Source organism: Vallitalea sediminicola (assembly GCF_054408565.1).
Map to the genome: position 1 here is coordinate 85,983 of NZ_BTPT01000004.1, position 23,099 is coordinate 109,081.

Consider the following 23,099-nt stretch of genomic DNA (forward strand, 5'->3'; position numbering starts at 1 on the left):
TTTTTGGAAGGAGAGTAAAATGAAAAAAAACTATAGAGGGCTTATATGTTGTGTAGTTATTATTATGATAATTGGAGGAGCTGTATCATACTTTGCTTTAAGAGATAAATCAGTTAAAGGTACAGAGATAGAAGATTCAGCTGTTTCAAGTAATCAGAAGAAAACTGTTATTAATACTAAAAACAACAGCAATGATGATGAAAATGTTGAAAAAGAACCCATTGATGATAATACTGATTATAGAAAATCATTAATAGGTATGTGGCATGCCAGTAATCAATTAGGAGATGGATATGATGACATGTACACATTTAGTGATAACGGTACTTTCAAATTTCAGTATAGCCAGTATGATAGAGATAGAGAAATTATAGATTATTCAGGTAAATGGGTTATAGTAGGTGATAAATCTCTTACTCTAACAATAGATACAAAACACATTTTAGATACAAAAGTACCATCTGATGGAAAAAATGATCAACAAGAAAATAAAAAAATCAAGGAAATTGTATTAGAAACCCCAGAAGAATTGAATCTTTCTTTAAAAGATTTAAAAGAGACAGAAGAATCTAGATTTCCGTTAACAGTGAAAATTGATGATATATGTTATTGGAAATTAAGTGCACAACAATATAATGACAAAATAAATGCCAATGAATTAGAAAAATTAACTAAAGAAAAAATAAAGGAATTCACGGAAGTAGCTTCAAAAGCAGAAAAGACACCTACAGATGAAAATATCATAAATGCTCATATTATAGGTAAAGTATTTGATAGTCTTGATCTAGAAGAATCTGATAGAAAATGGGTAGATGAGAAAAGGCAATTTCTAGAAGACAACATAAGCAATTTTTCTGTAATTTACTCTGGTGTTTCATTAAATAATGTACAATTCATTGCTATTATTCAGCCTCAAATGACAAATAGCTTTGATTTTACTGAAACAGTTATTAATCTAAGAAATGATAAGAAAGAGATGAATATATTAAATGATATTATGACTATCGAACCTGATCATTTATATGCTATAGACTTATATGCAGAAAATTTATTAGACGTTAATGATATTATAGAAATTGATAACCTAGAATTAAAATTTGATAATGAATATGAATTGTTTATAGATGAAGAAAAAAAAGAAGTCAATGCGTATTTAGAAGAATATGATAGAAGGGTTAAAACCGATTTAACATTAAACGATAAGTCATGGAATTTATTTCTGTTTAAAAATAATAATTTAGACCCAGATGAAATAATCATTGAAATAAATGATGAATTAATTAAATTAACAAAATGATATTAAATATTAATATTGAGGTAGAATCATTAAGTTAGGATTCTACCTTCTATATTAATCATTACCAAAAGAATCACTATCATAGGAAATGTCATCGTCATCAGATTCAAAGTAGACTTCATTATCATTTGATTCAGTGGATGTTTTAGATAAACGTATAATCCATAGTAAGAAGAGGATAATACTTATAAAAATAATTAAAATATAGTTGGCAACTAAAAGATTTTAAACTATCCTAATTTATTCCACTAATTCAGTTATTTAAGTATTATCTTCGATTTTAAATAATTTACTTTCTTGAGAAAGCTTTATTACAACATTTCCTTTATTCTCTAGACCTTCTGGTAATTTATCCCTCAAAATTGATACTACCAGTTGAATATCTTTATTTCTGACATAATCGGCAACTTTAATTAATTGATTATCATGCATTAACTCTTTTTTATCATTCAACAAAAAATGTAAACACGGTACTTTTTCTTCATCAGCAAATAATATATAAGCCAAATCAAAACATAGAATCTCTCCTTGCTTTTTTCCCGAACTCATATTTGCATTAAATGCACTAAACTTGTAAATCTGCTGATTATTTTTATTTATAACTTTATCATATTTCAAAGCATATTTCTCTCCATATAGTTCATATGAAATTGTAGAAAAAAACTTATTAAATTTTTTAATCTGTACTTTTATCATTTCTTCAAAATCATTTGAAAAAAGAAAATCATCAATGGCTTTGATTTCTTTATGCAAATCTTCCATGTTGTTATCTACTTCTTCTAACTGAGCGATGACGCTTTCATACTCTCCCTTTGTTCGGTATTTTTCATTTAAAGCTACAATTATTTTTTCAAGTTCCTCAAAAGAATCACCTTTTGCAACTTCCTCTGATAATTCCTTTTCTTGTTGAAGTAAATCGTTTATAACAGCTTCCTCGGTTTTTATTTTTTCTATTAACGAAGGTAATTCCGCAGTAATAAACCTAGTTTTTTCAACAAGCATATTATTATGATAAGCTACTAAATCTTCAAAAGTTTTTTGTATTCCTGAAATATTGCTTTTTACTTCTTTATACAGTAATTCAAGTTGTTTCAAATCAATTGTTGATATATTATGCTCCATTTCTTGTTGAGCTTCTTGGATAAGATTTTTACGAATTTCCATCTTGCTTATCATTGAACTACTCTTATTTATTTTATATTTAACCAAATTAAGTCGCTCTAAATCTTCTTCAAAATTCTCATTTATAGTTAAAGTAGATTTCTTTTCATTTAAAGTTACAATATCGTCTTCTATCATTGAAAGTGCAATTTCATAAGCTGTTTTTGTTTGTTTCTTTTCAAGTCTAACACGATAAGTTTCTTCTTGTTTTATTTTTGCTAATACTGATTGTTTTTTTGCGCCATCATCAAAAGTACAACCTAATAAAAATAAATACAATGATTCATATTCTACATCCGATGTAAATCTATTCAATGTTTTTAAGGTATTGTTAATATTCTCATCCTTATATCTTATATTATGAGATATTATTTGCCTAAAAGTAGGTTTTTCTGATTTTTGCTGTGGTATTATAAATTTTAATAATTCATCCTCATAATCTTTATCAAGGATGTCTTTCCCATTAATTCTTCTAATAGCTTTTTTTCTAGAAAGAAAATTTCTCTCAATTAAAATCTTGTTAGAGTTTTCATCAGATAAACTCTCAACAAGAACTAATGTGATTAAAATTTCATAATCAATCAAATATTTTTTTACCAAATTATATATTTCTTTTTTATTTTCAGTGTCAGTATATATGATGGATGGTTTTCCGCCTAAACAAAAATCAATTAATTTTAATACAGTGGTTTTTCCAACATTATTACCAGTTGATTGCGCATCAGTAGTCGGAGTTTCATCAATTATTAAATTCAAGCCGGAAATGAAGTGCATTTCTCGTAAAACTTCATTCTGGTTTGATATCTTTAAACTTTTTAAGAACATAAATCCACACACCCATTCTCATCTATTTTGGCTACATCAAGTAGATATAGCCAATCTAAACTCAATACAAAAGTGGGAAATGACATATCATTTCTGTTTTTAACTTGTTGATATAAATCAAGTATTTGTTGCTTCGATTTAATCTTAAGTTCCGTCAGAACTACAGAACCATTATAATAAATACTAAGTTCTGGATGTATATTATCTGGTAATAACATGATTATAGTCCTCCGGATTCTTAAAGATTTTACATCTTATAAATGCATCAACTATTAATATATATACACACATTTCTAATTCTTCATACGGAATTTCAACGTAATTTTTACTCTTAGTAATAATTTCAATAATATTATCAATAATACTAAAAAACACAATGGAAGAAGTTCTTTCTTCATTTTGTAATAGTACATATTGTTTTCTTATTATTTGAAAAACAGACAAACTCTTGTTTGCTCCTTCTCTATCAAACGCAGAATATTTTTCGTCCAGTCTATGATAATATATCTTATAATCATCAATTGTATCTTTGACACTTACAAGATCGTTAAACTCAATCTTCCTATTAATTTCAAAGATATTAATCTCCGGGGAATCTATACTTTCGTTTAAATTTTCTGATGCTAATATATTTATAATTGTAGCTAAATTTGTATCCACTTGAACTATATCTATTTCTGACCCTAGCTCTTTTTTAATAAACTCATAGAATTCTTTTTGCTTATCAATAGCCATACTTAAAACTATATTTAATATTGTACCGATGTCCACAATATCATCTTTAGGTGAAAATAATGCACCATGTGGATTAGTATAACTATGTCCTCTTAAATTAATGGCTTCTTTGGCAATAGAAATAAATATAAATCTATATCCGACATACTTTTTAAAAATATCTTTACTCAAAGATTTCTCGATTTTATGTTTAGTACTCGTAGATGAAACTTGAGCAATGATTTTATTTTTATCATCTACTAAATCTATTCCTTCAACATTTTGTTTGTATACATTCATATTTTTTAATTCAAGATTAAAAAGGATATTTAATAAATCTGCAAAGAACGTCTCCGAATAGATATTCAAGTCTAAGATATTCAATTTCCCACGTTGAGAAATTCTATAAGCCAATACTTGTAGTTTTTCTTCAATATAATTAAAATAATATGATCTATTCATCAATATGCCCCCAAATTTTTTTCACTCTTCTTTTGTCTGCTTATCTTCTATAAAAAGCAAATATGTTTCTATCTCAAATGCATTAGCTATTTTTTGAACATTATCTAATGCAATACTTCTTTTTTTACGCTCTACAGCACTTATATATGTCCTGTGGAGTCCTGACTTTTCTGCAAAAGCCTCTTGAGATAACCCCTTCGCAGTTCTATATTTTTTCACGTTATAGGCAAACACCTTAATGATATCCATATATTTCACCTACCTTATTATATATATTACACGAAAAGCATACAATAAGTCAACATACAATAGTCACATTCAAAATGCTTCTAATGATTTAATTTGAAATAAGATTTTCAACTCCTTATATTCCAGTATCTCTTTCAAAAGTCTAGTTACTATACTTATTAATTAATACATAATAAATAAAATATCAACTTTTATTAAATACTAATTTTATATACCATATTGTTACTGATAAAGGAGATTTTTTATGCTAACCTATTTACCACAAATATACCCAAATGAATTATTATATAGCACAATAGCTCGCTACTACCATCATAGAGGTTCACGCCTTTTAATATATTTTTATATAAAAAAAGAGGTTAAAAGCAACGCAGAAAAAACAAGCATTGGCTTTTTTTCTGCAATATACTCTCAACCTTCGTTATAAACTAAAACCATGGAAAATCCATGATGCTCTCCACTATATTCCCATTTGAACTAGGAGAGTGCTTACTCATACATCTTATATAATAGCAAAACCCATAATAATCAAAATGATTATTAACTCAACTTTCCCACTTCAATATTCTATGCAGGTAAGCTAATTAAAAGGCTTTGCAGAATAAAAATATAGGCGTTTCTTCTATCTTTTTATTCTGCGAACCAAACCTATAATCCTTAATTTACCTGCATTAAATTAAAGGTGGGAAAGTTGAGTTATTAATATATTTGAATTTTTAGGATATAAAGTTTTCATCAAATTTTTTACAATTTAACGTTTACATAAAATATCATAAAAAAGAATTTTATTAATACGCTTTACCCCAATAAACCATTTTCTTAGTTGGTTTACCACAGCAAATACATACATCCGAGACTTCTTCCTGCTCAAATGGGATACATCTAGATGTAGCGCCTGTTTCTTCCTTAATCTTTTCTTCGCAAGCAGTATCTCCACACCACATTGCTTTTACAAAACCTGGATTATTGTTCATTATATCTGATAATTCATCCATAGTTGTTGCAGTGTAGGTATGTTTATCTCTATGGATTCTTGCTTTTTCAAGCATACTCTTTTGGACATCTTGTAAAAGTTCAGTGACTTTAGTTTCAAGCTCATCAAGGGATACAAAATATTTCTCTCTAGTATCTCTTCTTACAATTACAGCTTGATTTTTCTCTATATCCTTAGGGCCTAATTCAACTCTTAGAGGAATACCTTTCATTTCATGTTCGCTGAATTTCCATCCAGGACTCTTATCAGAATCATCAATCTTAACTCTAGCAAATTTGCTAAGAGTTTCCTTGACTTCATTAGCTTTATCAAGTACCCCTTCTTTTTTCTGCATTATAGGTATGATAATAACTTGTGTTGGAGCAATCATTGGTGGGAGAACTAATCCGTTATCATCACCATGAACCATTATTATACCACCTAATAATCTTGTGGATACGCCCCAAGATGTTTGATGAACATAAGATAACTTATTATCCTTATCAGTATAAGTGATATCAAAAGCTTTTGCGAATCCATCTCCAAAATTATGAGATGTACCAGATTGAAGAGCTTTTCCATCATGCATTAGACTTTCAATAGTATAAGTTGCTTTTGCTCCTGCAAATTTCTCTTTATCTGTTTTTTGCCCTTTAATCATTGGTATAGCAAGAACATCTTCACAGAATTTCGCATACAGATTAAGGATATTAATTGTCTCGTCCATTGCTTCATCAGCTGTAGCATGAGCTGTATGACCTTCTTGCCATAAAAATTCTAATGAGCGTAGGAATGGTCTTGTAGTCTTTTCCCATCTAACTACAGAACACCATTGATTGTATAATTTAGGCAAATCCCTATAAGATTGAATTTCATTAGAATAATGTTCGCAAAATAATGTTTCTGAAGTTGGTCTTACACATAATCTTTCAGTTAATTTTTCTGTACCTCCATGTGTAACCCAAGCTACTTCTGGAGCAAAACCTTCTACATGACTCTTTTCTTTTTCAAGTAAACTTTCTGGTATGAACATTGGCATATAAACATTTTCATGTCCAGTTGCCTTGAATCTGTCATCTAATTGTCTTTGAAGTAATTCCCATATGGCATAACCATAAGGTTTTATAACCATACATCCTCTAACACTTGAATAATCAACTAACTCAGCTTTTTTAACTACATCAGTATACCATTTAGCAAAATCTTCATCCATTGATGTAATTGCTTCTACAAACTTATTTTTCTTAGCCATAGTTTCACTCTCCTTCGATATCTATATATTAAAAAAACTCCATCCCGAAAGGGACGAAGTTATATTCGTGGTACCACCCTAGTTAATAATTAATGAATATAATTATTATCTCGTGACCTTATAACGGAAGGCAACCGCTGTATTTTCATACAGGATTCCAAGATAGGTTCAATATTGGTTTCATAGAAGTTTCTCAGCTATAACTTCTTCTCTGAAATGATACATCAATATCTACTAGTTCTTTTCAACATCAAATATCTATAATCAAGTTATAGTACTATTTATTATATGATTCTAATGTAGAATATCATTTTTGTCAAGGTATGTAATTTTTATGTTATATATTTTTATATGAATAATTACTATTCCTTGATAACATCTTTAACCTTTTTAATCAAATAATAGATTAAAACTATAATCCATACTGTTGCAAAAGGTATAAAAGCTGATAAGAAAATGTTACTTACACTAAATTCAATACTACCAATAAAATCAATATCAATAAAATTAATACTTGAACAATATCCTAGAGTTCCAATAAAAAGACCTAGGGATACTGAATATATGAGAGAATTCTTTATTAACTTTTCCTTATCCATTTTATAAATAATATAGGCTACAATTAAAACAAATATTACTATTGCTAAATATCTGATATACATATTATTCTCAAAAGTTAAATCAATATTAATAAACTTGTTCAATGCTTCTTGAAGCTTATCATTAAATTCCATTGTAAGACCTATCATATAAAAGAAACTATAAGCAATCATATTAGGTAACATAAGTATAATTGCTATAATTATCAATATACCATGTTTGCTATAGTTACCAAATCCCGAGATAAGACCTGCTAATATAATAACAATTCCTATTAATCCCATTATCCTGTAAGTATTCTTAAAAGACTTTATTCCACCATTTTTTGAATCTCTCTTATAATTAAGTTTAATAAAAAGTTGAATTAATAAGCATAGTATAAAAGTAGTTAAAAGATTACCAAAAGTAGCAAAATTAATTGGTATACCTTCTACAAGATCTCCCTTAGTAATCAAGGAAATAAAAAATTGTAACAAAGCAAATATGAAGGAGCTTATTACATAAACAATTATGTTGGACGAATTCATATTACCTTTTCTATCAATTTGCTTATTAGCTAACCAAAAGGCTATAACAGGTATAAAAATTAAAATTAAGATTCCAAATTTAATAGTTCCTACAGCGTTAAATAATGAAAAGTTAAATATCATGACAGTTATTCGTACTATACTAGTTGCTGTAGCTCCTTTGTCCCCACCTAAATTACCTGACATAAGATTATTGAAATCTTCAAAAAAGGACATATTAAAAATTATTGATATTACTAAAGAAAATCCTAAAGTAATTAAAAAAGCTATTAATGCAGACCTGACTCCATCAAGCAATACGCTTTCCGATTTATTATTATTCATACTTTCCACCTCTCATTATGATAAAACATATATATATTGAACTTAAACATCTATACACTATTTCAATATATTTTTCTTGATTTTATAACTTGAATAGAACAAAATAATTGTCGGCTCATTAGCAATTATTTAATTCAACTTATATAGATACAATTTTACTTTATCATAAATGTGAAGTCAATATATACAGGTATATTTATTTTAGTAGCGACCATAATTTTGAATGGCATACATGACAGCTCGCATACTGGTCAACAAACTTCCGTTGTTAATAGAACCTGCAGTTAATAAGTTTAGACCTTTATATTCTTTTGCCATTAGACAATCTCTTTTTACTTCTTCAATGATCTTATCCTTGTCGTTATTCATAAATGTAAAGGGGGCTAGACAACCATCTATTCTTGTTCTGGGCATATATTTTCTTATTTCATCTACTAATACTGTTGGACCAAAATTACATCCTGTAAGATTTAATTTGCCTAGGATAGGTAATAAGTGACCCATTTCAGAATCCGAATGTTGAAAGCGTTTATCATTTTCATTAGGTGACCAATAATCAAATATTCTTTTTAAAACTGGGTAACCAAAAAGTTCATACATTTCTGGAGTAAGTAAAGAACAATTATCATCTGCAAAAGAAAAACCATGAGGAGCTTCTTCAGGGTTATAACCAGCTTCTTCATCCATGATTTTACCCATTTCAATAATTACATCAATAATTGTATCACTGAAACGCTTTGCTAAATCTGGTAAATCATACATCAAATAGATTAAGTTGATATCACCATATATAGACATAGCTAACGTAACTGGACCTCTTACATGGCGCAATAATTTTGGCTTTTTACCATAGATTTCAAAAATCCTTTTCTTTTCACTTTCCCAGTTAGATGGTAACATGAATTCTCTAATATCCAATTTGTCTACTTTATCTAATACATTTTCTAGTTCTTTAGGTGTACTGCAAGATCCATGAAGCCAAGTGCTGTTATTATTATCTTCGTAACGACCGCTAAAAACTTCACCGATCTGCTTTATTTGTGGGAAAGATTCAACTTCAGTGGGAAAATCTTCTTTTAATAATCTTTTACCAACAATTTTTTCAGCTTTATCATTATATCGTTTATTTAATTCTATTCTGAATTCTTTTGGTGTGTATCCCCAGGGATTGCCTTCTTCACCTAATTCAGCAAAAACACATTCATTACTCATCCTTATTCCTAATGCGACTTGGGGAGAATCAGTATTAAAGCAATTATCCTTATGAGCTAACTCGTCATCTTTCCAAAACTGTTCTAAATCTACAGGTAACATAATTATAACCTCCAATTTGTATTATTTCATAATTAATTATAGGGTTATTTACGTAATTGAACAATGTAGTATATAATAGAATTTGTAATATCTTATTATAATGTTGGAGGTACCCAATGGAATCAGTTGATTATAATCTATTGAAAAATATTATGCCGGAATTAAAATACAGCGTTCGCCGAGTGTGTACTCCAAGCTGGTCATTTAGAGGACCATTTTATAGGCATAACTTTATTTTGATTTATGAGGGTAGAGCTCATTTTGAGAGAAACAACAAAGAGGTTTATGAGGGAAGCAAAGGTGATTTAATATATTTTCCTCCCAATTCAGATAGATATGCTTATACATATAAGGATGATTTGATGAAGTGTTATGCAATCGTCTTTCAATATACATGCCCTGAATTTAATGATGAGACTAATGAATGGGAGTTAAAATCTACCCCCTTACCATTTGAGTTAGGGCAAAAGATTAATGATGAATACTTTTTTAGTGCAATAAAAAAGACAATGAGCGAATTAAACAGCCTTTGGCTCTCCAATAAATCTTTTAAAGAATTAAAGATGAAAGCCCATTTCATGGAATTGATGAACTATCTAATATCATGGAAGACACAAGAGGGAATAAACTATTATAATATAAAAAAAGTTGATACAATTATAGATTATATGTGTAAACATTATAATGAGAAAATTACATTAGAAGAGTTAGCTTCCATGGTTAACATAAGTATATCCTATCTAGGAAATATATTTAAAGAAGTAACCCAAAAATCACCTATAGATTATTTGATGAATATACGGTTAACTAGAGCAAAACAATTAATAGATGATGGGTATAAAATTTCAGAATGTGCTAAAAAAACGGGGTTTAGTGATATTTATTACTTTAGTAAGTATTTTAAAAAGCATGAGGGTATGACACCAACAATGTATGCAAAAAGAATATAGTAAGTAAAAAATTTACGTAAACCTATATTGTTATATCCCTACTATCAATATCTTTAATAAAATATATTATTTGCTGTACACTTCTAAATTATAAAAACTGTCTCTTACTATATAGACAGTTTTTATATATAATAAGATTAATTCACAATAAATAAGAATGACTAAAATTCTATATATGATATAGTAAATCCAGAAGAGTTGATTACAATATCTTGTATAGAAAGGGAGGTAGCTATGAAAAATCAATTATTAATGACACCAGGACCAACATATGTAAGTGAAGAAGTTAGAATGGCAATGGCAAAATCTATAACAAACCCTGATTTTGATACTAACTTCTATGATTTCTATAAAGAAACATGTAATAAAATTAAGAAGATAATTAATACAGAAAATGATGTTCTTGTCTTAGCAGGAGAAGGTATTCTAGGCTTGGAAGCAGCATGTGCATCATTAATTGAACGGGACGATAAAGTTTTATGTATTGATAATGGTATTTTTGGAAAAGGTTTTGGGGATTTTGCTAAACTATATGGTGGTGATGTAACTTACTTTTCTGGAGATTATACCAAAGAGATTGATGTAGATAAGCTAGAGTTATTCTTGCAGGAGAATCATGATTTTCAGGTAGCCACTTTAGTACATTGTGAAACACCATCAGGGATTACTAATCCTATTGATAAAATTTGTCCATTATTAAATAAATATGGTATTATCTCTATTGTAGATGCGGTATCATCAATGGGTGGAGAAACAGTACAAGTGGACAAGTGGAAGATAGATATCATATTAGGTGGTTCACAAAAATGTCTATCAGCACCACCAGGATTGACATTGCTTGGCATAAGTGATAAAGCATGGGATAAAATCTTGAATAGAGATAATCCTATATCAAGTTTTTATTGTAATCTTTCCTTATGGAAAAATTGGTATGAGGATAAATGGTTTCCTTATACCCAATCAATCAGTGATATATATGCTCTTGATGAAGCAGTTAATAGAGTGTTAGATGATGAAAATATGATTCTAAGACACAGTAAGATAGCAAAAGGAGTCAGAAAAGCTATACAAGAAGCAGGACTTAAGTTATATCCTATGTCAGGGTTTTCTAATACAGTTACTACGATTTGTATACCATTAGGTGTAAACAGTGAATCAATACTTAATGATATGGTTGAAGACCATCATATTATGATATCAGGTGCATTTGACTTTCTGAAAGATAAAGTAATTAGAATAGGACATATGGGTGAAAATTGTTATGAAGATAAATTATATATGACTTTAAAAGCACTAGATGCAGTTCTAAGAAAGTACAATGTTAATTTGAAATGTAAAATGCATGAAGTATTTATCAAAGTAATATAAAATATTATTAGAAATTTATTGATAATTAAGTAGCTGTCACATATTATTTGTTAAAGTATTTTGTAATACGATTAACTTATAGGTGACAGCTACTGTATAATTTGAGATCACGTGACTAAGTCACTTTTTTGGAGTATAAATCCTTTGAACATTTTCAGGTAATTCACTAAATTCAACTTCCTGCCAGTAAGTAACACCTCTTAAAGTAGTTACATATAATTCAAGATAAGCGCCCTCTCTTAGCTGCTTACTTGCAGAAAAAGACAGCTTTTTCTCAGTACCTTTTTTACTATAGCAAGGAAGTAAATAGGCATAACGTTCATCCGTTTTACCGTGCTTAACATCAGTATTATCTACCATAGTATAATATGCTTTTTTTCCACTAGAATTTTCAGGAGTTAGTCGTTCAGGATTAAAAAACCAAGATGCTATAATCCATATCACTAAAAATACTATCCCCAAAATGAAAATTAAAAAAAACAATTTTTTTTTCTTCATATAATAATTTCTCCTTTCATTAACTTCTTATATCAACTTTTTTCAATCTATTAATTGCAATTGATGAAAACAGTATAATAAATAAAATATTGTTAATAAAAAACAATATACTAGTAAAACCAGTTGTACTTTCCACGCTAAGAGCACTCATTCCAATGGTTAATAAAGAATAAGGAAAGAACATACCAGCCTTAGCTACATACATTCCCAAACCAATAAAAACACCGCAAAGACTAATGCCGATAGGAGCAGCAAAACTTCTAATACGCATAGATAATCCAAGTTGTAGCGAAGATATAGTTATACAAGTCAAGCAACCTTTAAGTACCCAACCCCAAATTTCTTTAGGAAATGATGATGAAAATCCAAAAAGTTTACCAGCAAAAAAATAAAGAGTAAGGAAAAATATTTGTACTATAATGATAATTCCACTAATTACGATAAGTTTGGCAATAAATACACTTGAAGCGGGTATTGGGGCGGTCATTATTTTATTCCAGTTTCTATTTAGATGTTCTAATCTGCATATATAGGCACAACATATGCCTATTAATATAGGTAGAAAAAATTCACTATAAAATAGACCTACTTGTGTCCATAGGCTATACCATCCGTTCTGTAATACACCTTGATTAAAATAATAATTAGTACAACCAATTATTATGCTTAAGAAGGGGAGTATCATAAGAACTATAATTAAATGAGAATGGCGAAGTTTTAATATTTCTGCAGAAATTATTCTTTTTATCATATCCAATTACCTCCTACATTTCTTGCCTAGAAATATGAAAACTTCCAGCATTATAAAATATAATAGTCATTATAATAACAGTAGCAAAAATACCTATTCCATGATTTTGAATAATATAATCTGCTGAATTATTAGCAAAATGGTATGTAACAGGGCATAAACCAGTGTAATAAGACCAAATAAAAATACGACGAACAAATATAGGGTAAAAATCTGCTGTCATACCTAAAAAACCACCAATCATTCCTAAACACAAAGCAAAAGTTTGATTTTTTATTGACAGGGAAATCCATTGTTGTAAAGCTAGTATAGCCATAGTGGTAAGTACTGTTCCACCTATAAATTTTAGCACCATAGAAATTGGTATTGGTTCAGCAAAGCCTTTGAGAATACTAAAAACTATTATGGACAGAGCTTGCAAAAGAACAGCATATAATAGGAGTACATTACCACATATATATTTAGCCGCATATACTTTACTTGGTTTCACATTAACAGACATTAAAAGTTTCCATGTATTACCCTTATATTCCATATCACAAATACGAGACATTACCACTGATGAAATTATTGGTAAGAACAATCCGTTCATTGAAGATAAAGTTACCATAGTTGCTATCCAACCAGTATCGCTAGGATTACGAGACAAGGCTATACTGACTGACATAAGAGCCCATAATATCTCTATACCTATAAATAAGGTAATCATTAGAATTATTCTTTTGCGGTGTAATTTCAGAAATTCTAACATAAGAATTTTCATTAAAGACTTCGCTCCTTTCCTGTAAGTTCTAGGAAAATATCCTCCAAACTTTTTTTGCTTTCTTCAATTCGAGTTACTTTTACACCTGATTCAACAAGAAGTTTATTTATATCAGCTACTTGATTATCATTTATATTTTTAAATATCAGACAATTATCTTTTGCTTCGGGTAAAGGGGTATAAGTCTTTGCAAGTAATACTTTCTTAGCTAGAGAAGTATTTAATGATTTTATACAAGTATAAGATTTGCTCTTAGCTTGTAATAAATCCATAGCCCCTTGAAATAAAAGATTGCCATCATTAATAATACCAACAGAAGTAGCCATTTGTTCTATTTCTGATAGAAGATGAGTAGATATTAAAACAGTAATACCGTACTTTTGAGGTAATGATTTAATAAGTTCTCGAATCTCTCTTATTCCGTTAGGGTCAAGACCATTAGTTGGTTCATCTAATATTAATAATTTAGGGAAATTTATTAGTGCCATTGCAATACCAAGACGTTGTTTCATGCCAAGAGAATAATGTTTCACTTGTTTATTCTTTTGATTTTCCAGACGAACTATATGTAAAGCTTCGTCAATATTTTTTTGGGGTGCGTTACAAAGTCTTTGTATTATGCGCATATTTTCTAATCCTGTTAGATGTTCGTAATAAGAAGGTGATTCAATTAATGACCCTGTTTTACTTAAAATGCTTTGGCGATTTTTATTAAAATCTTTACCAAATATAAATACATCACCATTAGTAGGCTTAGCAAGTCCTAACAGCATTTTTAGAGTAGTTGATTTTCCTGCTCCATTTGGACCAAGAAAACCGTATATATCTCCTTCATATACTGTCATATCGACTTCATTAACTCTACATATACCATTATAATGTTTGGATAGTTGGTGTGTTGATACGATTGTATTCATTCTTTAGTTCAACTCCATTCTGAAATATTTATTTAAATTCAACATAATTATAACTTTGTCACCTTTCAAATAGCTAAAGAATACCTTACAAATACCTTAAATCTAAATTATAGGTATAAGGATAATGGAAATAATGAAAATGTTATGTATAATAGAAGATGGGTGATTACATATGCAAAATATAAAAGATAAAAAAATACTCATTGTTGATGATGAGGTTGAAATTAGAAATATGATAGAGCGATTTTTATGTAAAGAGGGTTTTTTTCGTATATACCATGCGGCTAATTGTTTTGATGCTTTAGCTATTTGTTGTGCTAATAATCCTGATATTGCCATATTAGATGTTATGCTCCCTGATGGTAATGGATTTGATTTGCTTTCTTCAATAAGAAAATTTTCTAATATGCCGGTGCTTTATTTATCTGCAAAAGGTGAAGATGAAGATAGGTTATTGGGGCTTGGATTGGGTGCGGATGATTATATAGTTAAACCTTTTTTGCCTAGAGAGCTTATTTTAAGACTTACAGCGGTACTTAAACGTGTATATACTACTATAACGCCTAGGTATTTGCCTAGCTTTGAAGTAAAAGGGTATATTATTGATTTAGAAAGTGCACAAGTGAGAAATGATAAAGAAGAACAGTCTCTAACAGCAAAGGAGCATGGACTACTATTGAAATTGTACGATAATAAAGGACGTATCGTTACTACTGATGCTCTGTGTCAAGCAGTTTGGGGCGATGATTATTATAGTTATGAAAATACTTTAATGGTACATATTAGGCGTATAAGAGAAAAAATTGAAATAAATCCTTCTAAACCAAAGAACCTTATTACAGTAAGAGGGTTAGGATATAAGTTAATGGTTAAGGAGGAATAAAATGAATGGTATATCCCGTATATTACGTCGCTTCATAGGCTCAACAATTATAATATGTATTCTTATACTGATACTTAATTATACAATTTTGGCTTCTTTTGTATTTAAAGGAATGAATGGAGGGCATTCACCTGGAAATATGTTGAAAAATATAGCTAGAGATTTTAGTGATAATAATTTAAACTATATTTTAAGTGATATTACTAAAAAACAGCTATTACAAAAAAATGTATGGGCAATGCTTATAGATAATAATGGACAAGTTATTTGGGATTATAGGTTACCACAAGAAATTCCCTATTCATACACATTAACTGATATTGCAAAGCTTTCAAGAAACTATTTAAAGAACTATCCAGTTTTTGTGTGGGAACATATGGATGGTCTTATTGTAGTAGGCTATCCCAAAAGAAGTTATGCTAAATATCAGTATCAGGTTCCTGTTAATTGGATTAGCTCATTGCCGTTAAAAATAGTTGCAATGTTAATTATCAATATTGCTCTAGCGTTACTATTATCAATTATAATAGGGACAAAGTTAATAAAATCAGTAAAACCTCTTATTAGGGGGATACACAGTCTTGCAAAGGAAAAACCAATATCGATTAGAACAAATGGTGTATTATATGATATTGCTAATAGTATTAATAATACTTCTAATATATTACAAGAAAAAAATACAGCATTAAAAGTACGAGATGAAGCAAGATCCAATTGGATAGCAGGTATTTCTCATGATATTCGTACACCACTATCTATGGTTCTAGGTTATGCTAGTGGATTAGAGGAAAATATAGATGTCCCTGTGGAACAGAGACAACAAGCGGGTATTATTAGACAACAAGGTGAAAAACTTCGTTCACTTGTTAGTGATTTGAATCTTGTGTCTATGTTAGAATATGAAATGCAGCCAATTAATCTTAAGACCATAAGGTTATCTAAGATTGTTAGGCAGGTGGTGGTTGATTTCCTTAACAATGGACTAGATGAAAAATTTATAATTACTTTGGATATACCTAATGAGAACATAGAAATCATAGCAGATGAAAAGTTGTTAATAAGAGCAATTTATAACTTAGTATTAAATAGTATTAAACATAACCCTGAAGGATGTGAAATAATTATAAAAACATCCATAGAAGATAATGAGCAATGTTGGTTCAGCGTATCTGATAATGGGAAAGGTGTTTTACGAAATGAATTATCTTATTTAACCCAACTGCCATATACATCTAACAATAAATGTTCGTCAGATAATGGGCATGGGTTAGGCCTGCCCATGGTAGCTAGAATTGCTAAAGCACATAAAGGTGAACTTATTTTAAAGAGTGATTATGGAAAAGGATTTGAAGCAATAATAAGATTCCAACAATCTAATAAAAAACAGGAGGCATAATATGTATATTCATGAAACAAAATTAAAAGTAAGATATGTTGAAACAGACCAGATGGGGGTTGTACATCATTCAAAATATTACCCATGGTTTGAATTGGCGAGAGGTGAATTTATAAAAGAGGTAGGAATGACATATAGAGAAATGGAAGAAGAGGGCATTATGATGCCTGTATTAGAATCATGGTGTAAATATATAGAGGGTGCTAAATATGAAGATGAAATTATTATTAAGACTTGGATAGAAGAAATGAATCCAGTTAAAATGGTTTTCAATTACCACGTGGTAAGAGAAATAGATAATAAAATTATTGCAAAAGGTAGTACCAAACATACTTTTGTAAATAACAACTTTAAAATAGTCAATATAAAAAAAGTTAAGACTGAAATATGGGAGAAATTAGAAAATATTTATTAAGTTTATTTCTGGGTGTGTCTTTATAGGTACTAAAGTAGCTAAAATACCTCTTGGTATTGTAATGATAATTTGGCATGGTATAAGAGGAAATAGGTACGATAGAAAGCAAGATAGAGGAAAAAGGGAAGTTACGAACTGAAAAAAGATATTATATTGGGAGTGTACAAAATGCAGAAGAGTTCGGGAAAGCAGCGAGAGAGCATTAGGGAGTAGAAAGTATGCATTGGAGTTTGGATGTAACAAGAAAAGATGATGCCAATATAACAAGAAAAGATGTAGCCCCTGAAAATATGGCTGTAGCAAAAAGGATAGCTTTCATGAAATTGCCGTAGTGTTGTACCATGTATGTATATACAAAAGTAGATGTATTTGCTATAATATGAAGCAATATATAATTATTGATAATTGATATATTAAAGTGTATACTAGTATTTGTTGAATATTGAAAAATATTATAAACATATTAAGGATAATCTATAAAAATAATATATATATTGAACTGATATAGTATGACTTTCTATGAAATAATTAAAAGGAGTATATATGTTTAAGGAGTGGTTATAAGTGGATCTTGCAGTTATTATACCTGTCTATAATGAAGCGCAGGCAATATGTAAGAATTTTGCTGTTATTTATGATACGTTTTTAGAGGACAATATTTCTTGTCAGTATATGATTATTGATGATGGTTCGTCAGATACTACATGGCTTGAAATAAGTAAATTGGAAAAAGAATATAGCAATGTATCAGCCATTAGATTTGCCCGAAATTTTGGTAAAGAGATGGCTATTTGTGCTGGTTTAGATAATATAGATGCTAGTAGATATCTTATTATGGATTCTGATTTACAACATCCTCCAAAATGTGTAAAAGATATGCTTTTGCTTATGGATAGGTCACAGGTTAATATCGTTGATGGAGTTAAACAACAAAGAGGAAAAGAAAATTTTATATATAGATTTACTGCAAAAAGGTTTTATGACATATTAAAGAAAACAACAGGTCTTGATTTGGACAATTCTTCGGATTTTAAATTGATTGACCGTAGTGTAGTAGATACAATCAGACAGTTCAAAGAGAGTAATCTTTTCTTCAGAGGACTAATTGATTGGGTTGGTTTTGAAAGAACCAATTATTTCTTTACCGTTGAAGAAAGATTAGAAGGAGAGACTAGTTTTTCTCTCTATAAACTAATGAAATTAGCTTTTAATGCTATACTTTCTCATACAAGTAAACCTTTGTATCTAACTTTTTTTGGCGGTGGGATTTTTCTTTTGTTTGCAGTAATTTTAGGAATTCAAACGCTGGTTAATTATTTTTCCGGCGATGCTATTAGTGGTTTTTCAACCGTTATATTATTAATACTTTTCACTGGATCTGTAATCATGTTGTCATTAGGAATGATAGGTGTATATATTTCCCGTATTTATGATGAAGTTAAAGGCAGACCCAAATATATAGTATCTCATAATCTTAGCAGTAGCATTAAAAAGGACAGGAAAATCATATGATAAAAAGACTAATTAATTATATAGAAGAAATGATGCATAATGAACAATTGATGAAGATATTTAGATATGTATTTATTGGTGGCTTGACTACTTTAGTCAGCTTTGGAGTATTTTGGCTTCTTGTCTATCCAGTGAATATGAATCCTAATATTGCAAATATAATCTCTGTTATTTGTGCAGTTATTTTTGCTTATGTAACTAACAAGATATTCGTTTTTAGAAGCAAATGTCGTAATACTAAAGAATTTATTCTTGAAGCTCTTAGTTTCTTCTCATCTAGAGGGGTTACGATGTTAATTGAAATAGGTGGAGTATTTGTACTTACATCTCTAAAAGTCGAAGCAATGATATCAAAAATAATCATTAGTGTAGTAGTACTTGTACTTAATTACCTGTTTTCACAGTTTTTAGTATTCAGAACATGATTTTATTATATTAAGGAGATTGGAGAATTGAAGGATATCAATAGAAGAAATTTTTGGAATAAATACGGATTGATTTTTATAACGTTATTGACATTTATTATAACAGCAATAGTCAATTTCAATGTTAGGTTATATGGAGATGATTTTTTCTATGCATGTTTTACTCGGGTAGATTTTGATTATTTTGTAACCAGGCATCTAGATCATTATATGAGGGCCAATGGTAGAGCTATAGTACATTTGCTTGCAACTATTTTTTTAGGTGTTAACCAGTATTTTTGGGCTATCTGTAATTCTTTAATGCTTGCAGGAATAGTATTTTTTGGAGCAAAAATATGTATGGGAATAGAAGTACAAGAAAAAAAATCTTTAATAGGTTATTCTGCCACTATTATGGCAATAGCAATTGCGTTTTTGGACCCTGACTTAACTAGACAAAGTGTTTATTGGTTAACGGGTTCCTTTAATTATGTTTATCCTATTTTCATATTACTGGTTTATTGGTACTTATTAAGTCGTTCTACATATAGTAATAAAATGAAATGGTATGTTCCGGTGTTGGCTTTTTTATCCGCTGCAACTGTTGAACAATCAAGTATTATGACATTTGGATTAACCTTGCTTATATTGTTGGAAAAAAGATTTTTCAGAAAAAATAAAATTAACAAGATGGAAATAGTAACATTAGTAGCAGCAACTCTAGGAATGTTAACTGTTATTTGTTCACCAGCTGTATTATTGCGTGCTTCTATTGAAGATTCACCTGTAGAAGGATTCTTACCTTTGATAAAACATAATTTAATAAAACAAGGTGATTATTTCTTGTTTTCAAAAATTATGTTACCTTATCATATGTTAAGCATAATAGCTTCCTTTGGAGTTATTAGGAAATATGGGGGGGAAATATCAGACAGGTTTAGGTGGACAAGAAATCTTGCTGTTATTTTTGGCGGTAGTGCATGTGCTTCATTATTATTGCAAGTGATAACAGGAAAAGTTATTTATTATTATGGTACACTTGGACAATTTTGTATTGAAGCATTTATTGGTTTGGGTTATTTATATACATTGATTTATGCAGGAATATTAGTTTATAAAAATAAATTTATCACTAATAATGCACTTCCAATTATTGCAGTTATTTTAGCCTTTGGTGCTCAGTTTATGATGATTATATCTCCAGTGTTTGGACCACGTAATCTTGTATTTCCTATATTCATGTTAGCTTTATATAGTGCTTGTTTAATACCAAAACTGAATAAGTATGGTATTTCAGCTATATGTGGATGTCTAGGTTGTATAGTGTTTAATTTGCCTTGGTTACTACCTATTCCTATTACTGCATATATGTTAGTAACAGCTAACAAGGGCAGATATGACAAAGTAAAATACAAGAAATCAGGTATTATAATTGGATATTTAACTATTGTATTGGTTTCATTTACCATTTTGATACCTATTATTAAGGGATATGCTGATAACGCAGTAGTGTATGATGAAAACGTTGAATATGCAAAACAATTTATTGAAGAGAATAAAGTAGGACCTATTGATCAGAAGAAATTACCTAAGTATATATATGGTTGGGTAATGCCTTATCATAATGATTATTATTCAACATATTATGATTTGTATCTTGGGTTTGATAAAGATTATGAGATTAATTGGATGAAATAAAATAAAGAAAAAGCTGTCTTATAAGATATTTAAGGCAGTTTTTTTTAACTTAATTAGGGAGAGAATAATGAAAAAAAATATATATGAGAAATTGCAGATTAAGACAATATATATAATTTTATGTTTTATGGGATTTGTTTTCATAGAGTTAAATCATTATAGAAGGTTGGGACAGATATCACCAGAAACATGTAAAGAATTAATGATTAACATAATGATATATAGTATTATTCTATGGATAGTCTTCATACTAAGGAAATATTTTAATAAAGGTAATGAACACAATAAAAAATAGAATATTTTAGTAAATATTTACTCTGGATTAGGAAAGCTTATTTGCAATAAACAATTTGCTCAACGGATAAAAGGCAAATTAGTGAATATAATAAACATACTAATGGGAGGAATAAAGGTTTATTTATAATAATTTGTTGTAAAAAGAAAAATAGTATTGACATTTTAGTAAAAGTTTACTAAAATAATCAGGTAAACAAAAATTGTTATAATAAGAAAAAATATTGGAGGTAAAAATTATGAAAAAGATTTATGCTCTATTACTAGTAATGGTATTAGTATTTTCTTTGGCTGGATGTGGAGAAAAGAAAGATGGGGAAGAAACAAATAAAGATACAAAAAAGGAAACAGTTAAACTAACTTTCATGGAAAACTTTCAAGCTTATGAACCTGTAACAGAGGCATTAGAAGAAGTAGTTGGAGATTTCATGAAGGAACATCCTGAAATAGAGATTGATTATATTCCAGGTACATCAGATTATGAAGTTATATTAAAAACAAAAATGGCGACTAATGATTTACCGGATCTATGGACTACACATGGATGGTCAGTTGCTCGCTATAGTGAATACATGATGACTTTAGATGATCAATCATGGGTTAAAGATTTACATCCTGCAATTAAGCCAGTAATTACAGATAAAGATGGTCATATTTATGTGTTACCAATGGATGTTGATATTTCTGGAATTGCATATAATAAAGATGTTGTTGAAGCAGCTGGTGTCGATGTAACAAAAATTATTAATTGGGAAGATATGTTTGATGCCATGGAAAAAATTAAAAAATCAGGTGTTACACCAGTTCATATTGGTGGAAAAGATCAATGGACAGTAGGTAACTTTTTTGATTGGGTAGCCCCTTCAATGTTTATAACAGATGAAGATAATTATTTAGGTGATGAATTAAAGGCGGGAGAATTTGATATTGAAAGATGGAAAATAGCTGCCGGATTAATGACACAATTAAGAGATAATGAATATTTGAATGTAGATGCTTTAACTTCTGCGTTTTCAGATTCAGCTAGAGCTTTAGCGGAAGGGACAGCTGCATTTGAATTCTTTGGTAATTATGTTATTTCAGAAGCTTTGACTTATAATCCAGAAGCTAATTTAGGATTTTTCCCTGTACCAGCTTATTATGAAGGAGATGAGCCATCATTGATTTCGGGTGAACGTACAGCAGTAGGTATCTGGAAAGATTCTAAACATCCAGAGGAAGCAAAATTATTCTTAGATTATTTAGCAAAACCTGAGGTTGTAGCTAAAATAGCTACAGCTAATAGCATTCCAGCTGGATTAACTACAGCGACAAGTGATACAGGTAATTTAGCAGATAGCTATGAACTATGGAAAAATGTTGAGGCATTCCCATTCTTTGATAGAGAATATTTACCAAGTGGTATGTGGGATACAATGTGTTCAACAGGCTCAGGGATTATAGCAGGTGGTATGACAAAAGAAGAAGCAGCAAATAAAATGCTAGAAGATTTTAATAAATTATATAAATAAGAATTGTAATATGACTTAGAAATTTGGACAAAAAACATTAG

General features: G+C 29.4%; 22 protein-coding genes and 1 other annotated feature. Of the genes, 11 read left to right on the forward strand and 11 right to left on the reverse strand.

Annotation, left to right across the window (positions count from 1 at the left end; all coding sequences use genetic code 11):
* Positions 1–19: 19 nt before the first annotated feature.
* A complete protein-coding gene (locus ACX6CF_RS01795; protein WP_458783581.1) occupies positions 20–1,297 on the forward strand; it encodes a hypothetical protein in 1,278 nt (425 codons plus the stop codon).
* 261 nt (positions 1,298–1,558) lie between these two features.
* On the opposite strand, the gene ACX6CF_RS01800 is transcribed toward ACX6CF_RS01795, so the two are convergent.
* The 7 genes from ACX6CF_RS01800 to ACX6CF_RS01830 form a co-directional block, all read right to left on the reverse strand.
* Positions 1,559–3,283, reverse strand: a complete 1,725-nt coding sequence (locus tag ACX6CF_RS01800) for a DUF2326 domain-containing protein (protein WP_458783582.1) — start codon at positions 3,281–3,283, stop codon at positions 1,559–1,561.
* Positions 3,274–3,501, reverse strand: a complete 228-nt coding sequence (locus tag ACX6CF_RS01805; protein ID WP_458783583.1) for an ABC-three component system middle component 6 — start codon at positions 3,499–3,501, stop codon at positions 3,274–3,276. The genes ACX6CF_RS01800 and ACX6CF_RS01805 overlap by 10 nt, the downstream gene beginning before the upstream one ends.
* Complete coding sequence (locus tag ACX6CF_RS01810) at positions 3,485–4,459, reverse strand: ABC-three component system protein (protein WP_458783584.1); 975 nt, start codon at positions 4,457–4,459, stop codon at positions 3,485–3,487. The genes ACX6CF_RS01805 and ACX6CF_RS01810 overlap by 17 nt, the downstream gene beginning before the upstream one ends.
* Before the next feature lie 21 nt (positions 4,460–4,480).
* Positions 4,481–4,708 carry a helix-turn-helix domain-containing protein gene (locus ACX6CF_RS01815; RefSeq protein WP_458783585.1) on the reverse strand — a complete coding sequence of 76 codons (228 nt, stop codon included), beginning with the start codon at positions 4,706–4,708 and terminating at the stop codon, positions 4,481–4,483.
* A gap of 788 nt (positions 4,709–5,496) precedes the next feature.
* Positions 5,497–6,933 (reverse strand): proline--tRNA ligase, encoded by a 1,437-nt coding sequence (gene proS, locus ACX6CF_RS01820; protein WP_458783586.1) that lies wholly within the window; start codon positions 6,931–6,933, stop codon positions 5,497–5,499.
* A gap of 46 nt (positions 6,934–6,979) precedes the next feature.
* Positions 6,980–7,190, reverse strand: a binding site (T-box leader).
* A 105-nt stretch (positions 7,191–7,295) separates the two neighbouring features.
* Positions 7,296–8,384, reverse strand: coding sequence for a hypothetical protein (locus ACX6CF_RS01825; RefSeq protein ID WP_458783587.1), 1,089 nt, complete (start codon positions 8,382–8,384; stop codon positions 7,296–7,298).
* Between the two features lie 201 nt (positions 8,385–8,585).
* On the reverse strand, positions 8,586–9,698 hold the full coding sequence (locus tag ACX6CF_RS01830) for a uroporphyrinogen decarboxylase family protein (protein ID WP_458783588.1): 1,113 nt from the start codon (positions 9,696–9,698) through the stop codon (positions 8,586–8,588).
* A gap of 116 nt (positions 9,699–9,814) precedes the next feature.
* On the opposite strand from ACX6CF_RS01830, the gene ACX6CF_RS01835 reads away from it, so the two are divergent.
* Together ACX6CF_RS01835 and ACX6CF_RS01840 are read left to right on the forward strand one after the other, a co-directional pair.
* Positions 9,815–10,648, forward strand: coding sequence for an AraC family transcriptional regulator (locus ACX6CF_RS01835; RefSeq protein ID WP_458783589.1), 834 nt, complete (start codon positions 9,815–9,817; stop codon positions 10,646–10,648).
* Between the two features lie 234 nt (positions 10,649–10,882).
* Complete coding sequence (locus ACX6CF_RS01840; protein WP_458783590.1) at positions 10,883–12,016, forward strand: pyridoxal-phosphate-dependent aminotransferase family protein; 1,134 nt, start codon at positions 10,883–10,885, stop codon at positions 12,014–12,016.
* A gap of 120 nt (positions 12,017–12,136) precedes the next feature.
* Here the strand turns inward: ACX6CF_RS01840 and ACX6CF_RS01845 are convergent, their stop codons facing one another.
* From ACX6CF_RS01845 to ACX6CF_RS01860, 4 genes are read right to left on the reverse strand one after another with little or no spacing between them, the layout of a single operon-like run.
* Positions 12,137–12,514, reverse strand: coding sequence for a YxeA family protein (locus tag ACX6CF_RS01845; RefSeq protein ID WP_458783591.1), 378 nt, complete (start codon positions 12,512–12,514; stop codon positions 12,137–12,139).
* 19 nt (positions 12,515–12,533) lie between these two features.
* On the reverse strand, positions 12,534–13,265 hold the full coding sequence (locus ACX6CF_RS01850) for an ABC transporter permease (RefSeq protein WP_458783592.1): 732 nt from the start codon (positions 13,263–13,265) through the stop codon (positions 12,534–12,536).
* 13 nt (positions 13,266–13,278) lie between these two features.
* The gene (locus ACX6CF_RS01855) at positions 13,279–14,028 is read right to left on the reverse strand and encodes an ABC transporter permease (protein ID WP_458783593.1); all 750 of its coding nucleotides are present in this window, start codon (positions 14,026–14,028) and stop codon (positions 13,279–13,281) included.
* Positions 14,028–14,945: an ABC transporter ATP-binding protein gene (locus tag ACX6CF_RS01860; protein ID WP_458783594.1), complete on the reverse strand. Its 918-nt coding sequence runs from the start codon at positions 14,943–14,945 to the stop codon at positions 14,028–14,030. Before ACX6CF_RS01860 ends, ACX6CF_RS01855 begins: the two co-directional genes overlap by 1 nt.
* Positions 14,946–15,117: 172 nt before the next feature.
* Here ACX6CF_RS01860 and ACX6CF_RS01865 point away from each other — a divergent pair, with 172 nt between their 5' ends.
* The 8 genes from ACX6CF_RS01865 (at position 15,118) to ACX6CF_RS01900 (ending at position 23,058) form a co-directional block, all read left to right on the forward strand.
* Positions 15,118–15,828 (forward strand): response regulator transcription factor, encoded by a 711-nt coding sequence (locus ACX6CF_RS01865; RefSeq protein WP_458783595.1) that lies wholly within the window; start codon positions 15,118–15,120, stop codon positions 15,826–15,828.
* 1 nt (position 15,829) lies between these two features.
* Complete coding sequence (locus ACX6CF_RS01870; protein ID WP_458783596.1) at positions 15,830–17,224, forward strand: sensor histidine kinase; 1,395 nt, start codon at positions 15,830–15,832, stop codon at positions 17,222–17,224.
* A gap of 1 nt (position 17,225) precedes the next feature.
* Complete coding sequence (locus ACX6CF_RS01875) at positions 17,226–17,639, forward strand: acyl-CoA thioesterase (protein ID WP_458783597.1); 414 nt, start codon at positions 17,226–17,228, stop codon at positions 17,637–17,639.
* 564 nt (positions 17,640–18,203) lie between these two features.
* Complete coding sequence (locus ACX6CF_RS01880; protein WP_458783598.1) at positions 18,204–19,151, forward strand: glycosyltransferase family 2 protein; 948 nt, start codon at positions 18,204–18,206, stop codon at positions 19,149–19,151.
* Positions 19,148–19,576 carry a GtrA family protein gene (locus ACX6CF_RS01885; RefSeq protein ID WP_458783599.1) on the forward strand — a complete coding sequence of 143 codons (429 nt, stop codon included), beginning with the start codon at positions 19,148–19,150 and terminating at the stop codon, positions 19,574–19,576. Before ACX6CF_RS01880 ends, ACX6CF_RS01885 begins: the two co-directional genes overlap by 4 nt.
* 27 nt (positions 19,577–19,603) lie before the next feature.
* Positions 19,604–21,253: a DUF6056 family protein gene (locus tag ACX6CF_RS01890; RefSeq protein WP_458783600.1), complete on the forward strand. Its 1,650-nt coding sequence runs from the start codon at positions 19,604–19,606 to the stop codon at positions 21,251–21,253.
* A gap of 67 nt (positions 21,254–21,320) precedes the next feature.
* Entirely contained in the window at positions 21,321–21,548 is a 228-nt protein-coding gene (locus ACX6CF_RS01895; protein ID WP_458783601.1) for a hypothetical protein, read from the forward strand.
* Between the two features lie 238 nt (positions 21,549–21,786).
* Positions 21,787–23,058, forward strand: a complete 1,272-nt coding sequence (locus tag ACX6CF_RS01900) for an ABC transporter substrate-binding protein (RefSeq protein WP_458783602.1) — start codon at positions 21,787–21,789, stop codon at positions 23,056–23,058.
* Positions 23,059–23,099: the final 41 nt, after the last annotated feature.